The sequence below is a fragment of the Aminobacter sp. GW821-FHT11F06 genome, from assembly GCF_058808215.1.
On record NZ_JBXARL010000006.1, the window covers coordinates 231,980 to 247,018 of the forward strand.

13 protein-coding genes and 1 pseudogene are annotated in these 15,039 nt (G+C 62.2%); 10 read left to right on the top strand and 4 right to left on the bottom strand.

Going from position 1 to position 15,039, the window contains the following annotated elements; all coding sequences use genetic code 11:
* Positions 1–112 precede the first annotated feature (112 nt).
* The gene (locus tag AC1RTB_RS16660; protein WP_492879720.1) at positions 113–1,363 is read right to left on the bottom strand and encodes a glycoside hydrolase family 5 protein; all 1,251 of its coding nucleotides are present in this window, start codon (positions 1,361–1,363) and stop codon (positions 113–115) included.
* 54 nt (positions 1,364–1,417) lie between these two features.
* Here AC1RTB_RS16660 and ybgC point away from each other — a divergent pair, with 54 nt between their 5' ends.
* The 9 genes from ybgC to ftsH all read left to right on the top strand — a co-directional run bounded on the left by ybgC (position 1,418) and on the right by ftsH (position 11,215).
* Positions 1,418–1,885, top strand: a complete 468-nt coding sequence (ybgC, locus tag AC1RTB_RS16665) for a tol-pal system-associated acyl-CoA thioesterase (RefSeq protein ID WP_492879719.1) — start codon at positions 1,418–1,420, stop codon at positions 1,883–1,885.
* Positions 1,886–2,167: 282 nt separating this feature from the next.
* Positions 2,168–2,878: a protein TolQ gene (tolQ, locus tag AC1RTB_RS16670; RefSeq protein ID WP_492879718.1), complete on the top strand. Its 711-nt coding sequence runs from the start codon at positions 2,168–2,170 to the stop codon at positions 2,876–2,878.
* A 10-nt stretch (positions 2,879–2,888) separates the two neighbouring features.
* On the top strand, positions 2,889–3,347 hold the full coding sequence (gene tolR, locus AC1RTB_RS16675; protein WP_492879717.1) for a protein TolR: 459 nt from the start codon (positions 2,889–2,891) through the stop codon (positions 3,345–3,347).
* A gap of 14 nt (positions 3,348–3,361) precedes the next feature.
* Positions 3,362–4,432 carry a UCP034077 family protein gene (locus tag AC1RTB_RS16680; RefSeq protein WP_492879716.1) on the top strand — a complete coding sequence of 357 codons (1,071 nt, stop codon included), beginning with the start codon at positions 3,362–3,364 and terminating at the stop codon, positions 4,430–4,432.
* A 35-nt stretch (positions 4,433–4,467) separates the two neighbouring features.
* Entirely contained in the window at positions 4,468–5,784 is a 1,317-nt protein-coding gene (gene tolB, locus AC1RTB_RS16685; RefSeq protein WP_492879715.1) for a Tol-Pal system beta propeller repeat protein TolB, read from the top strand.
* Positions 5,785–6,105: 321 nt separating this feature from the next.
* Positions 6,106–6,615, top strand: a complete 510-nt coding sequence (gene pal, locus AC1RTB_RS16690) for a peptidoglycan-associated lipoprotein Pal (protein WP_492879714.1) — start codon at positions 6,106–6,108, stop codon at positions 6,613–6,615.
* 159 nt (positions 6,616–6,774) lie between these two features.
* Positions 6,775–7,827 (top strand): tol-pal system protein YbgF, encoded by a 1,053-nt coding sequence (ybgF, locus tag AC1RTB_RS16695; RefSeq protein WP_492879713.1) that lies wholly within the window; start codon positions 6,775–6,777, stop codon positions 7,825–7,827.
* Positions 7,821–9,176 (top strand): tRNA lysidine(34) synthetase TilS, encoded by a 1,356-nt coding sequence (gene tilS / locus AC1RTB_RS16700; RefSeq protein ID WP_492879712.1) that lies wholly within the window; start codon positions 7,821–7,823, stop codon positions 9,174–9,176. The genes ybgF and tilS overlap by 7 nt, the downstream gene beginning before the upstream one ends.
* 104 nt (positions 9,177–9,280) lie before the next feature.
* Positions 9,281–11,215: an ATP-dependent zinc metalloprotease FtsH gene (gene ftsH / locus AC1RTB_RS16705; protein ID WP_492879711.1), complete on the top strand. Its 1,935-nt coding sequence runs from the start codon at positions 9,281–9,283 to the stop codon at positions 11,213–11,215.
* A gap of 76 nt (positions 11,216–11,291) precedes the next feature.
* Here ftsH and AC1RTB_RS16710 read toward each other — a convergent pair whose 3' ends face one another.
* The 3 genes and pseudogenes from AC1RTB_RS16710 to AC1RTB_RS16720 form a co-directional block, all read right to left on the bottom strand.
* A complete protein-coding gene (locus AC1RTB_RS16710; protein WP_492879710.1) occupies positions 11,292–11,924 on the bottom strand; it encodes a LysE family translocator in 633 nt (210 codons plus the stop codon).
* A gap of 306 nt (positions 11,925–12,230) precedes the next feature.
* Positions 12,231–12,599, bottom strand: a complete 369-nt coding sequence (locus AC1RTB_RS16715; RefSeq protein ID WP_492879709.1) for a hypothetical protein — start codon at positions 12,597–12,599, stop codon at positions 12,231–12,233.
* Between the two features lie 55 nt (positions 12,600–12,654).
* A pseudogene (locus AC1RTB_RS16720) lies at positions 12,655–12,789 on the bottom strand (IS481 family transposase); the annotation flags it as partial.
* Between the two features lie 703 nt (positions 12,790–13,492).
* Here AC1RTB_RS16720 and glmM point away from each other — a divergent pair.
* Positions 13,493–14,845, top strand: a complete 1,353-nt coding sequence (glmM, locus tag AC1RTB_RS16725) for a phosphoglucosamine mutase (RefSeq protein ID WP_492879708.1) — start codon at positions 13,493–13,495, stop codon at positions 14,843–14,845.
* The last annotated feature ends 194 nt before the right edge of the window (positions 14,846–15,039 follow it).

Here is a 15,039-nt window from a genome sequence, read left to right on the forward strand (position 1 = left end):
CACTTCGATTATGATGATCGGGCGGCCATGAAAAGCAAGCTGTCCCATCGCCAATTCAATGACGATTGTACAAGAAAATATTCCCACAATCAATGATTGAAGTTTTCAGACGCTATTCCAACCCCCGCACCACCTCCAGCACGTCCCCTTCAGCCTTGCGTCCCTCGAATTGGTCGACGATGCCAAAGGCGCCGCCATAGCCCCAGATCGACCAGGCGAAGCCATGCGCTTCGGCGCGTTCGATCATGTCGGCCACGTAAGCCGCGCGCCAGGCACCGGGCATGACATTGGGATTGTTGTATTCCTGCCGGATCATGCCGAACTCGCCGAGATAGATGTTTTCGGGCGCAATGCCGTTTTTCCTGGCCCAATCGGCAACCTGCTTGAACGGCGCATCAAGCTCAGCTTCGAGTTTCTCTTTGCTGTCCACCAGCGCCATCTGCTCGTCGAGATAAGCGAGCATGCCGGCACGGCGCAGCAAAGGCGCTTCGGCCTTGATCTTCGTCCTCACCTTGTCGAGGGCTGCGTCGAGTTCTGTGCGCGGCACGGCATAGGGCGGATAGGGCAGCCCGGTAACATAGGGGATGAAGTCGCCGGCCCAGGTCGCGCCTTGATGGGTGAGCAGGAAGGGCTGGTAGGAATGGAATGTCCAGATGACGTTGTCGTCGGGAATATCCTTGGGATCGAGTGCGGCAAGGCCCTCGGCACTTGCCCAGCAACTGCCTGACAGCACCAAGGTCAGCCGGGTCGCCGAGGCGCGCGCGGCGGCGTAAAGGCGTTTGAGACGCTCGGGCCAGAGCTTCGGCTCGGTCGGCTCGCAATCGACCACCGGCTCGTTCATCAGTTCGAGCGCCACCTGGGCCGGATCTTCCTTCGACAAAGTGAGCGCCATCTGGCGGACCAGTTCGACATAGCGATCAAAATTTGCCGGGTCGTCCATCACCTCCGCCATGCCGATCTGGCCATTGCCAGCAGCCGAAATGAGATGCAGGTCGACAACCGCCTTGAGCCCGGCCGCGCTAACCAGCCGGGCGGACTGCAGAACGCTTTGGAGCAGTTGGTCGCGCAGCGCTTCGGTCTTGTTGGACAGGAACACCGAGGGATCGACGGGAATGCGCACGACGTCGAAGCCAGCGTCCTTGAGCGCCTCCAGGTCAGCTTCGCCGAGCCGCTTGCGCCATTCGGGAAATGGCAGGATCACGTCCGAGTTGCCCCATTGCGCCTCGCTTGGCCAGGTCTCCCAGATATCGAGATTGATGCCGCGCTTCATCGAAAAGCTGGCGGCGCCGGCTGAGGCGACCGGCAGGACCAGCATCAGCAACGCCGTCAGACAGGTCTTGATCATCGCCATTATTGCTGCCATCCGGTTCGCTGCTGATAAGACTGGTGCCCAAAAGCCCGGAAAAAGGAAAGCCCCATGGCCCATCATGGTGAATTCGACGTGCTGGCTGCTGGCCTGGCCGGTGCATTGACGCCTTTCGGCCACCGGCTGATGGCGCGGGTCTATTATGCCGACACCGACTTTTCCGGCGTCGTCTACCACGCGCGTTACCTCGAATTCTTCGAGCGCGGCCGCTCGGATTTCCTCCGCCTCGCCGGCGTCCACCACACCGAACTCGCCGACGGCAAGCATGGTGAAAAGATCGTCTGGGTTGTCAGGCGCATGGAGATCGATTTCCGCGGCTCGGCCAAGATCGACGACGTCTTGACCATCGAGACCCGCACGGTGGAGATATCGGGCGCCCGGATCACCATGGCGCAGCAGCTCAAGCGCGGCGCAGACGTGCTGGTGGAGGCGCGCGTCGAAGCGGCGATCATCGGCGAGAACGGCCGCCCCAGGCGTTTTCCCAAGGACTGGATCGACGCCTTCATGCCGAAAGCGTGAACACAGTCGCGTTACCGGGTCCCCTTAGCGAGCAAACCCAACGTTGCGCCAGCGCGCGGCGCCTCACTTCCTAACCCATCCTTAACCATAACGGTCCATTAAGGGGGCAGTGAAAGTCGTAAGGAATCCGAGCGGCCTTCCTTTCACCAAATTTCGCCCCGAAAAGGCCGAAAAGGCGCATTTTGGGGCACTTCCGGAAGCATCGCGCGAACGGACCACGATGGGATGATGCGCAAGGGCTAGCCACAAGCCAGGCCCGGAAATCTTAAGGACTGTTACAAGATGGAAAACCTACCTCTCGCCCAGACCGGCGCGGAATTGTCGATTTGGGCGCTGTTCTGGCAGGCCGGCTGGGTGGTCAAGCTCGTGATGCTGGGCCTGCTTGGTGCCTCGGTGTGGACCTGGGCCATCGTCGTCGACAAGCTGATCGCCTACAACCGCATGCGCGCGGCCCTCAGCCGCTTCGAGCAGATCTTCTGGTCGGGCCAGTCGCTTGAGGAGCTCTACCGCAACCTTTCCGACCGCAAGACTACAGGCATGAGCGCGATCTTCGTCGCCGCCATGAAGGAATGGAAGAAGAGCTTCGAGAAGGGCGCCAAGTCGCCGCTCGGCCTGCAGACCCGCATCGACAAGGCGATGGACCTGGCGCTGACGCGCGAGATGGAGCGGCTGGAAGGCCGTCTCGGCTTCCTCGCCACCATTGGTTCGGCAGCACCCTTCATCGGCCTGTTCGGCACCGTCGTCGGCATCATGACCTCGTTCCAAGCCATCGCCGGCTCGAAGTCGACCAACCTCGCTGTCGTGGCGCCTGGTATCGCCGAAGCGCTGCTCGCCACGGCAATCGGCCTGCTTGCCGCTATCCCTGCCGTCATCGCCTACAACAAGCTGACATCCGACGCCGGCAAGATCGGGATGCGCATGGAGGGCTTCGCCGACGAGTTCTCCGCCATACTCTCGCGCCAAATCGATGAAAAAGTCGCCCAGCGGGCCTGAGGAGTAGACCATGGGTATGTCAGCTAGCGCGGGCGGTTCCGGCCGCGGTTCACGCGGCCACCGGCGGCGCGGCCGCCATCACGGCCTGATGTCCGAAATCAACGTCACGCCCTTCGTCGACGTCATGCTGGTGCTGCTCATCATCTTCATGGTGGCCGCACCGCTGATGACGGTGGGCGTGCCAATCGACCTGCCCGAAACCCAGGCCAAGGCGCTGAATTCGGAAACGCAGCCGATCACCATTTCGATCAACGAGGCCGGCCAGATCCACATCCAGGAAACCGAAATCCCGCTTGAGGAAGTCGTGGCCAAGCTCGGCGCCATCGCCAAGGCCGGCTATGAGGAACGCATCTATGTGCGCGGCGACAAGACCGCCGATTACGGCACCGTGATGAAGGTCATGGCCCGCATCCAGGCCGCCGGTTACAACAAGATCGGCCTCGTCACCCTTCAGGAACAGGACCTGTAGTCCGCAAAATGAAGATGAAGGCCGGCCTCACGACATCTGTGGTTTTGCATGCAGCGGTGCTGGGCTTCGGCCTGTTCACGCTGTCGGCGCCGAGCGCCCTCGAAGTCGCCGACGTCGAGGCGTTCCCTGTCGACATCGTGCCGGTGGAATCGATCACCCAGATCCAGAAGGGCGACAAAAAGGCCCCGGTCAATGAAAAGCCGGCGCCGAAGCCGACGAGCCGACCTGACATCGTGCCCAACGCCCAAAATGCCGGCGACAACAAGACCGACAGCGACAAGCCGCCGACGCCCGAGCCGACGCCAAAGGAAATCGACGTTGCGGCAGCCCCTCCGCCCTCGCCCAAGCCCGAGCCAAAACCGACCCCTGTCGAGCAGCCGAAGCCCGAGCCGGCGAAGCAGGCCGAACCCAAGCCTGTGCCGGTGCCGGCGACCGAGGTGACGCCGCAGCCGCAGCCCAAGCAGGACGTCAAGCCTGATCCTGTGGCCGAGACCATCGTCTCCGACCAGGCCGAGGCAGAGGCCGTCAAGCTGCCCGAAAACGCGCCCTCGCCTGAGGCAAAGCCGCAACCGCCCCAGGCGCAGACGGCCAAGACGCCGGACCGCAAGCAGGACGACAAGCAGACCCAGCAGGCCTCGTCCAAGCCCAAGTCGGAAGAAAAAGAGTTCAACGCCGACGAGGTCGCCGCCCTTCTCAACAAGCAGAAGCCATCAGGTGGCGGCGCCAAGCGCTCGACCGAGCAGGCCTCGCTGGGCGGCAAGAAGGACACTGGCGGCTCGAAGCTGAGCCAGAGCGAGATGGACGCGCTGCGTGGCGCAATTCAGCGCTGCTGGAACGTGCCGGCGGGAGCGTTGGACGGCGGCGGACTCAAGGTTTCCGTCAAGTTCAGACTGACCCAGACCGGCGAGATCGACGGGCGGCCGGAAATCATCTCCGGCGGCGGTTCGGCCGGCGTCGAGCGCGCAGCCGCGGAATCGGCGCGCCGTGCAGTGTTGCAATGCGCGCCCTACAATCTTCCCGCTGCCAAATATGCGGGCGGCTGGGACGAAGTCATCGTCAATTTCGACCCGAGCGAGATGTTCTGAGCGTCCCCGCTCACCCGGAACTAAGAGGCCTTTCTATGAAGCATGTAATCAGAGCGATCCTTTTGATCAGCGCCATGGCGAGCGGCATGACCGCTTTTGCCACCTTGCCCGCCCGCGCTCTGGTCGAACTCGATCTTACCAAGGGCAATGTCGAGCCGCTGCCGATCGCCATCACCGACTTCCTGTCGGGCGATGCGATGGGTGCCGAGATCGCTGGCATCGTCGCCGCCGATTTGAAGCGCTCGGGCCTGTTCGCACCGATCGACAAGGGCGCCTTCATTGAAAAGATCTCCAACCCGGATGTCGCGCCGCGCTTCGAGGACTGGAAGGTCATCAATGCCCAGGCGCTGGTGACCGGCCGCGTCAGCCAGGAGGCCGACGGCAGGCTCAAGGCCGAGTTCCGGCTGTGGGATACCTTTGCCGGCCAGCAGCTTGCCGGCGAGCAGTTCTTTGCCAACAAGACCAATTCGCGTCGTATCGCCCACATCATCGCAGACGCCATCTATGAGCGCCTGACCGGCGAAAAGGGCTATTTCGACACCCGCGTCGTGTTCATCGACGAGTCGGGCGCCAAGACCGCGCGCAAGAAGCGCCTCGCCATCATGGACCAGGACGGCGCCAATGTGCGCTACCTCTCCGACGGCCGTTCGATGGCGATGACGCCGCGCTTCTCGCCGACGCGTCAGGAAATCACCTACATGTCCTACGAGAGCGGCCAACCGCAGGTCTATCTCCTGCAGATCGAGACCGGCCAGCGCGAACTCGTCGGCAATTTCCCCGGCATGACCTTTGCCCCGCGCTTCTCGCCCGACGGCCAGAAGGTGATCATGAGCCTGCTGCGCGACGACGGCAATTCCAACATCTTCTCGATGGACCTGCGCAGCCGTACCACCACGCGCCTGACCAATTCCAGCGCCATCGACACCTCGCCCTCCTATTCGCCTGACGGCTCCAAGGTGGTGTTCACCTCCGACCGTGGTGGCCGGGCCCAGATCTACGTCATGGGTGCGGACGGCTCGGGCCAGAGCCGCGTCTCCTTCGGCGACGGCACCTATTCGACCCCGGTGTGGTCGCCGCGCGGCGACCTGATCGCCTTCACCAAGCAGTCCGGCGGCCAGTTCCAGATCGGCGTGATGAAGACCGACGGTTCGGGCGAGCGCATTCTGTCGACCGGCTACCAGCAGGAAGGCCCGACCTGGGCGCCCAACGGCCGTGTCGTCATGTTCTTCCGCGACCAGCCCGGCGGCGGCGGTCCCAAGCTCTATTCGGTGGATCTCACCGGCCGCAACGAACAGGCGATCCCAACCACCGGCTTCGCCTCCGACCCGGCCTGGTCGCCGCTGCTGGATTAACGCATCGCCTTAGAGACCCGGGAAATGGATAAAACGCCGCGCCTCGGAATCGATGCGCGGCGTTTTTGCAACGATGGCCGTTAACCTTCCCGAAAGGGGCGCGACCAATGGGCCAGGCGATGCCATTTGCCCAATGATGCCGCCTTTCCGCCGCATTTCCGCCTACGGTGCGCGGCGAAGTACATGTTGGACGACTGCCGTATGCGGGGACGTGACGGGCGAGCGGCAACGAAATTTTAACCACGTTTCTTGAATGCCGGTTAACCGCAACGTGGTTACTGGACATTCAACGAAATCACTCGAATGCGAAGGAGAGGCTGGATGCGCCGTATCGCAAAATTTGCAACCAACCCCGTGGTCGTGGCCCTGATCGCCTCTCTGGCGATTGCCGGCTGCGCCTCGAAGAAAACCCCTAACAGCGCGGCCGATCTCGGCCTCGGTGGCGCCGGCGGCGCGGCTACACCCGGTTCGGCGCAGGACTTCACCGTCAATGTCGGCGACCGTATCTTCTTCGATACCGACTCCTCGTCGGTTCGTGCCGATGCGCAGGGCATTCTCGCCCGTCAGGCCCAGTGGCTCGGCAAGTACAGCCAGTACGCTGTCGTTGTCGAAGGCCACGCCGACGAACGCGGCACCCGCGAATACAACCTTGCACTCGGCGCTCGTCGTGCCGCAGCTGCCCGCGACTACCTGATCTCGCAGGGCGTTCCCGCCAAGCGTCTCAAGACGATCTCCTACGGCAAGGAACGCCCGGTTGCGGTTTGCGACGACATTTCCTGCTGGTCGCAGAACCGTCGTGCTGTGACGACGCTCTCCGGCGCCGGCAGCTAAGCGGCCCAAATGCCACAGAGTTGAACGAAAGGCGGTCTTCGGGCCGCCTTTTGCTTATCTGCACGCTCGAAACAAAATTTGGCCGAAGTCTCGCGTCCTGATAAATGACGAGAGCGCATCGGCGCAAAGCAACCAATTCTCTTCCACGGCGAGAGGCTAATGCATTTTCGATCAATCCTGAGTGGCACGCTTGCCATCTTCCTTTTGTCCGGGGCCGCAGCGCATGCGCGTGACGGTATCGGCATCGACTTCCCCAAGATCGGCCTGCCGGGCGTATTCGGCAGCAAGACCCAGAGCAATGAGGGCACGATCCAGCTTGCCCAGGCGGGCGACCCGCGCGTCGCTGCGCTCGAAGAGCAAATCCGCAAGCTCAATGGCAGCATCGAGGAACTGAACTTCCAGATCCTGCAGATGCAGGAGCAGATGCGGAAAATGCAGGAAGACAACGAGTTCCGCTTCCAGGAACTCGAAGGCGGACAAAAGAAGTCCGATGCTTCCGGCAAGACCAACAGCTCGATCGTTGAGGCGCCCACGGCGCCTCAACCCGGCGGTACGCAGGCTGCCACGGCCACCGCGCCCGCCGCCGGCGGACACAGCGTCGAAGACGTGATCGTTGAATCCGGCACCGGTGAACCAGGTGCTGTTGCCGGTAGCACGGGCACGCCGCCGACAACCTTCGGCACCATCACTGTCGATGCCAATGGCAATGTGGTGTCCGAATCCACCACCCCGCAGGCCGCAGCACAGGCACAGCCGAAGGCGCCTGTCGCAGCCCAGCCGGCACAGCCAAAGGCCAATGGCACCGCCGTTGCCGCATTGCCTGACACCAACGACCCCAACGAGCTTTACCGCAACTCCTACCAGTTCGTGCTTTCGGGCGACTACACCACCGCCGAGCAGGGTTTTCGCGACCATATCTCGCGCTTCCCCACCGACCCCAAGACAGCCGACGCCCGCTTCTGGCTCGGCGAGTCGCTGCTTGGACAAAAGAAGTATCGCGACGCGGCCGAAATCTTCCTCGCCGCCAGCAAGGCATATCCGAAGTCCAAGAAGGCCCCTGAAATGATGCTTAAGCTCGGCGTTTCACTCGCCGGCCTGAAGCAGCGCGACGTCGCTTGCGCCACCTTCAGCGAGATCGGCAAGCGTTATCCCGACGCCTCCGGCGCGATCAAGGAGCGGGTCAAGCAGGAACGGGCTCTCGCCGCGTGCTGACGCAGCCGATCGACGCCGATTTTTTTCAAGACTTTTCCGAGTTCGACTTCGCCTCGCACAAGACAGTCGTCGCAGCGGTTTCCGGCGGAAGCGACTCGACTGCCCTCCTTCTTCTTCTCAAATCCCATCTCGAGCGGCTCGCGCCGCCGGCGCGGCTTTTGGCCGTGACCGTCGACCATGCGCTGCGGCCTGGTTCGGGCGCCGAGGCCGATCAGGTGGCGCAGCTCTGCGCGCGCGTTGGCGTCACACATCGCACGATGCGCTGGAGAGGCGACAAGCCCTCGACCGGCATCCCGGCGGCGGCACGGGACGCGCGCTACGATCTTCTGGCTGAGGCCGCGCGCGACGTGGGTGCCACGGTCGTCGTCACCGGCCACACCGCCGACGACCAGGCCGAAACAGTGCTGATGCGCGGCACGCGCGGGACAGGCCGCGGCAGCGCCGGCATGGCGCCGGCCACATTGTTTTGCGGTGACATCTGGATAGTCCGCCCCCTTCTTGGCCAACGCCGCGAAAGGCTGCGTGAGGTGCTCAGGGCGCGCGGCACAGGCTGGCTCGACGACCCGACCAACACCAACGAGGCCTATGAGCGGCCGCGCATGCGGCTGTCGCTGAGCGAGAACGGTGACCAGCGCATTGAAAACGTGCTGGTGGAGGCACGGCAGGCGGGTGTTGCGCGAACCGAACTTGGCGCGCGCGCAGCAAGCCTGATCGCCGAACACGCGAGTCGCGTTGCACCTGGCCTGCTCCGCCTCGACCCGGCATTCGCGCAAGCGCCCGACAGCGATGCGGCGGCCTACGCGCTGCGCATCCTCATTTCCGTGGCCGGAGGCATGGCCCATTTGCCCGACATGGCGCGGGTTTTGGACCTTCTGGCGCGCCTGGCCGGCAATTCGACTGAGGAAAAACCGACCCGCGCCACATTGTCGCGCGCACTGATCGACATCAGGCGCACTGGCATTTTTGTGCTGCGCGAGGAACGTGGATTGCCACCAGCAGCCCCGCTGGCGGCAGGCATCTGGGATGGCCGCTACAGGTTTTCAGCGCCTCTGGCGATCCCTGAACTTTCCGTCGCGCCGCTGGGTCTTGCCACTGCTTCGACGATGCTACCCGAGGCTAGTGCGCCGCAAAGTCTTGTCAGAACTGCACTTGCGGCCGAGCCAGCACTTTGGCGTCAAGAAACATTGGTCGACTTGGCAGTTCTAACAAATGCAGTAGCGCTCGCGGCACCCTGGGCGCGCTTCCTGCCGGCCTTCGATCTCGCCCCGGCCGCGGCTCTCCAAAAATTGATCGGTTCCGACCCGATCCCGGCCTCGCCATGCCATAGTCACATTGGTGTTCGACCTTAACCCAGACTTAGGGACGTGCTTGGCAATGTGGGAGCCGGTGCCTATGTTAGGGGCAAGCTTACTCTCACCATACGCGTTCCCCACGAACGCCAACGGGATATTCGATGAATCCGAACTATCGCAACTTCGCGCTGTGGGCGATCATAGCCGTTCTGCTCATCGCCCTGTTCAATCTGTTCCAGACCCCGCAGACCCGCGGCGCGTCGAGCGAAGTGGCCTATTCGCAGTTCCTGCAGGATCTGTCTTCCGGCCGCGTCAAGACGGTGACGATTGCCGGCGACCGCATCAGCGGCACCTATATCGACAACTCGGCTGGCTTCCAGACCTACTCGCCAGGCGACCCCACGCTTGTGTCGCGGCTTGAGCAAAAGAACGTCACCATCAACGCCCGTCCTGAAAACGACGGTTCCGGCTCGATCTTCTCCGTGCTGCTGTCCTGGCTGCCAATGATCCTGATCCTCGGCGTGTGGATATTCTTCATGCGCCAGATGCAGTCCGGCTCCGGCCGCGCCATGGGCTTTGGCAAGTCCAAGGCCAAGCTTCTGACCGAAGCGCATGGCCGCGTCACCTTTGGTGATGTCGCCGGCGTCGACGAAGCCAAGGCGGACTTGGAAGAGATCGTCGAATTCCTGCGCGAGCCGCAGAAATTCCAGCGCCTCGGCGGCAAGATTCCGCGCGGCGTGCTGCTCGTTGGCCCTCCCGGCACCGGCAAGACCTTGCTTGCCCGTTCGGTCGCCGGTGAAGCCAACGTGCCCTTCTTCACCATCTCCGGTTCGGACTTCGTCGAAATGTTCGTCGGTGTCGGCGCAAGCCGTGTCCGCGACATGTTCGAGCAGGCCAAGAAGAACGCGCCCTGCATCATCTTCATCGACGAAATCGACGCCGTCGGCCGCCATCGCGGCGCCGGCCTCGGTGGCGGCAATGACGAACGCGAGCAGACGCTGAACCAGCTTCTGGTCGAGATGGACGGCTTTGAGGCCAATGAGAGCGTCATCCTGATCGCGGCGACCAACCGTCCCGACGTTCTTGATCCCGCGCTGCTGCGTCCGGGCCGTTTCGACCGCCAGGTCGTGGTGCCGAACCCCGACATCGTCGGCCGCGAGAAGATCCTCAAGGTCCACGTCCGCAACGTTCCGCTGGCTCCCAATGTCGACCTCAAGGTCATCGCACGCGGCACGCCGGGCTTCTCGGGTGCTGACCTGATGAACCTCGTCAACGAATCCGCACTGATGGCAGCGCGCCGCAACAAGCGCCTCGTCACCATGCAGGAATTCGAAGACGCCAAGGACAAGATCATGATGGGCGCGGAGCGCCGCTCCTCGGCCATGACCCAGGCCGAAAAGGCGCTGACCGCCTATCACGAGGCCGGCCACGCCATCCTCGCGCTCAACGTGCCGTCGGCCGATCCGCTGCACAAGGCGACGATCATCCCGCGCGGCCGTGCGCTCGGCATGGTCATGCAGCTGCCGGAAGGCGACCGCTACTCGATGAGCTACAAATACATGATCTCGCGCCTGGCGATCATGATGGGTGGCCGCGTTGCCGAGGAGTTCAAGTTCGGCAAGGAAAACATCACCTCGGGTGCGTCTTCCGACATCGAGCAGGCGACCAAGCTGGCGCGCGCCATGGTGACGCGCTGGGGCTTCTCCGACAAGCTTGGCCATGTCGCTTATGGCGACAACCAGGAAGAGGTGTTCCTTGGTCATTCGGTCGCCCGCACCCAAAACGTCTCGGAAGAGACCGCGCAGATCATCGACGCCGAAGTGCGCCGCCTGATCGACGAGGCCTATTCGACCGCCAAGACGATCCTGACCAAGAAGAAGAAGGACTGGATCGCGCTCGCCGAAGGCCTGCTCGAATACGAGACGCTGTCTGGCGAAGAGATCAAGCAGCTCATCGCCGGCAACAAGCCCTCCCGCGACATGGGCGACGACACCCCGACCTCGCGCGGTTCGGCCGTGCCCAAGGCCGGCTCGACCCGCGGCAAGAAGAAGGGTTCCGAGCCCGAAGGCGGCATGGAACCCCAGCCGTCAAGCTGAGGCTCGCGAAAGCTGAATGAATGAAGAACGCCGCCGAGGAAACTCGGCGGCGTTTTTGTTTCGTTGCCAAAGGTGGTCAGTTTCGGCCGCCCAATGCGACGCGACATGCCAGGCCGGCAAAAACCGTGGCGAGGAAATATTGCGGCAGCTTGCCCAACCGAACCAGACCACCGGCGCGCTGGCGCAGGTGATTGCTCAGCAGGATGACCGAGCCATTGACGAAAAGGCCGATCCCGTTCAGCACCGTCGCCAGAACCAGCGTTTGTCCGATCATTGATCCGGCTTCGGGGTGGATGAATTGCGGAAACAGCGCCAGCACAAACAGCGCCATCTTCGGATTGAGAAGGTTGGTGGCAAGGCCCTCGCCCAGGATGCGTTTCGACGAAAACCGCTTGAGGTCAGCGGCAGGCGCAAAGCTTGGGCTCTGCGACCGCAACGTTTTCCAGGCAAGGTAGAGCAGATAGGCGCAGCCGGCCCAACGCACGATCTCGTAGGCGACGGGCACCGCTACGAACAGCTGGGAAAGCCCAAGGGCTGCGGCAAGCGCATGGCAATAGGTGCCGAGTGCGATGCCGAGATAGGTCAGGAAGCCCGCTGAGCGACCCTGGCTGATGCTGCGCGAGGCGATAAGCAGCATGTCGGGACCGGGCGTCGCGGTAAGAACCACGGAAGCGGCGGCAAAAAGCATGAGTGTGGAGATATCCGGCATATCGTTTTCCTCGATTGGAGCCGGAATTCCTGTCTAGCGGGATTTGGCGGAAAGGCAAGGTGAAGGGCTCCAAGCTCGAAGGCGGCATCGAGCCCCAGAAATCAAAACTGAAAATGCCGGTGCCAGCGAATGAAGGCGCTGATGGCCTTCGCCAAGCTCAAGGCCAACCTGCGCGCAAAGGCCATCAGAACCATCGACGCCCTGTGGCAAGCCAGAATGCAGAAGCTACTTCACCGCCGCAGGATATGGACTCACGTGAAAGTCCGCCGCTCTAGCTCACCGCCTATGCCCAATTCTGATTGGTATCTAACCGACAACAATCTCTATCTCATCCGGCTCAGTTGGGTGATTGGTCCAGATGCGCACGCGTGTCTCCCGCCCCGGAACCTTGATGCTGAGTATCTCAGGCATGTTGACGTCAAACAGAAGGACCACGCCTGCTGGGGTTGCCAGCATGCCGTCATATGCCGGCTTGGCGGGGCTGTGGGCTTCATCTGCATCAGCGAGCGAAACAGTAATGTCGCCATTCTGGAAGATCAGGCACGATACATTGATGCATTCAGCAGATGACCTAATGCCGCGCAACTCCCCGCCGATTGGGATGTCGACGTCCCTGGACCCGGCGACATAGAAGCTTGAGTACTCACACGCAATGGTTCGCCTATGAATTGTCATTTTACACTCCAACGCTTTAGCGCGCTAACCAATCCGCCCTGCGAATGACTGCAACCTAGGTGTTCAGTCCCGGCATTTGCTGGAGCTGATTTGACCTGAAGCGTTCAGGCTGCGATGTCCAGGTCCTGCAAATGAACTCGTCGGGCGCGAGGCCCTTGAGGGTCTTGAGCTTGCGCGCGTAGTTATTGGCCGAAGCGTAGCGCCTGATCGGGAACCTGATCGCCGTTGACAGACTGCGGCAGCATCTTATTTTTGAGGACTATCCCAGCCCTATTTGAATCTTGTCGGGCTCCAACAGGCGATTTGCCCAAATTCGAACGCGAGTTTCCGGAGTGGGCACTGCCATGCTCAGGATTTCCGGCATATTGGCGTCAAAAACGAGCACTAGGCCGCTCTCGGTGTTCAAGAATCCATCATAGATCGGCCTTTCCGACCTTCCGAGGTCATCAGCCCATCCCAAGAAGACTACGGTATCCCCATCCTGGGAATTGAGGCAGGACATGTTAATGCAATCTCGCGAGGCACGGACTGTTCTAGGCTCTCCCCCAACAGGCACCTCGACCTTCCTTGAGCCAGCTATGTAGAAGCTTGCGTATTCCGGCGCTATGCGCCGATCCAAGATAGTCATTTGTCGCTCCTGTATCCCAGCCCGTTGACCAGCCCACCCTGCGTATTGCTGCAGTTCCAGCAGTGAGGATAAATCCGGATTGGAACTCCCATAGAACGCGGCCATCGATGGTCACCGATGAAGTTCTGGCTATACGAAGCCGCCTCACCCAAAAACCCAACCCTTTTCTAAGGTTTTGTGACATAAACTCACCAAATGTGATGCGTTGGTCGGCTCAGGTTGTGGCAAAGCAATCGCGGGTGGACTCCACGGGGACAGGCTAAACATGGCTGGACGCTATTTCGGCACCGACGGCATTCGCGGACGGGCCAACAAATTTCCGATGACGGCAGAGATCGCGATGAAGGTCGGCATGGCCGCAGGCCTGTCGTTCCAGCGCGGCAACCATCGCCATCGCGTCGTGCTCGGCAAGGACACGCGCCTGTCGGGCTACATGATCGAGAACGCCCTTGTGGCAGGCCTTTGCGCCGCCGGCATGGACGTGTTCCTGCTCGGCCCGATCCCGACGCCGGCTGTGGCCATGCTGGTGCGCTCGCTGCGCGCCGACATCGGCGTGATGATCTCGGCCTCGCACAACCCCTACCACGACAATGGCATCAAGCTGTTCGGCCCCGACGGCTTCAAGTTGTCCGACGAGATCGAGGAACGCATCGAAGCGATGCTCGACCAGGACGTCGAAGCGATGCTTGCCGATTCCGACGGGCTCGGCCGGGCCAAGCGCGTCGATGGCGTGCATGACCGCTACATCGAATTCGCCAAGCGCACCCTGCCGCGTTCGATGTCGCTGTCGGGCCTGCGCATCGTCGTCGACTGCGCCAATGGCGCGGCCTACAAGGTGGCACCCGCTGCCCTTTGGGAACTCGGCGCCGAGGTCATTGCCATCAATGTCGAGCCCAACGGCTTCAACATCAACGACGAGTGCGGCTCGACCCACCCGGCCGGCCTGCAGAAGAAGGTGCACGAAGTGCGCGCCGACATCGGCATCGCGCTCGACGGCGACGCCGACCGCGTCGTCATCGTCGACGAGAACGGCACCGTTGTCGACGGCGACCAGATCATGGCGCTGATCGCGCAATCCTGGCAGCAGAGCGGCCGCCTCGCCGGCGGCGGCGTGGTGGCGACCGTCATGTCGAATCTCGGCCTAGAGCGCTTTCTCGGCGACATCAATCTCGAGCTCCACCGCACCAAGGTCGGCGACCGCCATGTCGTCGAGCACATGCGCGCGCATGGCCTCAACATCGGCGGCGAGCAGTCGGGTCACATCGTTTTGACCGACTATTCGACCACCGGCGACGGGCTGGTGGCGGCCCTGCAGGTGCTGGCCTGCATCAAGCGTTCCAACAAGCCGATGAGCGAGCTGAGCCGCATGTTCGAACCAGTGCCGCAGCTGCTCAAGAATGTGCGTTTCACCGGCGGCAAGCCGCTTGAGGAAGCGCTGGTCAAGGCTGCGATCGAAGATGGCCGCAACCGGCTGGGCAAGACCGGCCGCCTGGTGATCCGCCCTTCGGGCACCGAGCCTTTGATCCGTGTCATGGCCGAAGGCGACGATCCGCAGCTGGTCGAGACAGTGGTCAACGACATTGTCGGCGTCATTTCGGAAAGCCGTACGGCGGCCTGACATCAGATTACTTCAGCGAACCAAAAAGGCCCGCTTCAGGCGGGCTTTTTTGTGCACCCATGGTGCGCCTGTTCTTGGCGCGGATAGTTGTCTGCAAGCATTCGTAGTTAACCGACACGGTTAATCACACCTTAACCTTTACCGAGCATTGTCCACGCGGGTTAGTCATGATCGGGCGCGTAGCGGGTCCGCAG

Bases quoted from the DNA above. Each gene is read 5' to 3' on its own strand.
- AC1RTB_RS16660 (WP_492879720.1), bottom strand. From the start codon at position 1,363: ATGGCAGCAATAATGGCGATGATCAAGACCTGTCTGACGGCGTTGCTG.
- ybgC (WP_492879719.1), top strand. From the start codon at position 1,418: ATGGCCCATCATGGTGAATTCGACGTGCTGGCTGCTGGCCTGGCCGGT.
- tolQ (WP_492879718.1), top strand. From the start codon at position 2,168: ATGGAAAACCTACCTCTCGCCCAGACCGGCGCGGAATTGTCGATTTGG.
- tolR (WP_492879717.1), top strand. From the start codon at position 2,889: ATGGGTATGTCAGCTAGCGCGGGCGGTTCCGGCCGCGGTTCACGCGGC.
- AC1RTB_RS16680 (WP_492879716.1), top strand. From the start codon at position 3,362: ATGAAGGCCGGCCTCACGACATCTGTGGTTTTGCATGCAGCGGTGCTG.
- tolB (WP_492879715.1), top strand. From the start codon at position 4,468: ATGAAGCATGTAATCAGAGCGATCCTTTTGATCAGCGCCATGGCGAGC.
- pal (WP_492879714.1), top strand. From the start codon at position 6,106: ATGCGCCGTATCGCAAAATTTGCAACCAACCCCGTGGTCGTGGCCCTG.
- ybgF (WP_492879713.1), top strand. From the start codon at position 6,775: ATGCATTTTCGATCAATCCTGAGTGGCACGCTTGCCATCTTCCTTTTG.
- ftsH (WP_492879711.1), top strand. From the start codon at position 9,281: ATGAATCCGAACTATCGCAACTTCGCGCTGTGGGCGATCATAGCCGTT.
- AC1RTB_RS16710 (WP_492879710.1), bottom strand. From the start codon at position 11,924: ATGCCGGATATCTCCACACTCATGCTTTTTGCCGCCGCTTCCGTGGTT.
- AC1RTB_RS16715 (WP_492879709.1), bottom strand. From the start codon at position 12,599: ATGACAATTCATAGGCGAACCATTGCGTGTGAGTACTCAAGCTTCTAT.
- glmM (WP_492879708.1), top strand. From the start codon at position 13,493: ATGGCTGGACGCTATTTCGGCACCGACGGCATTCGCGGACGGGCCAAC.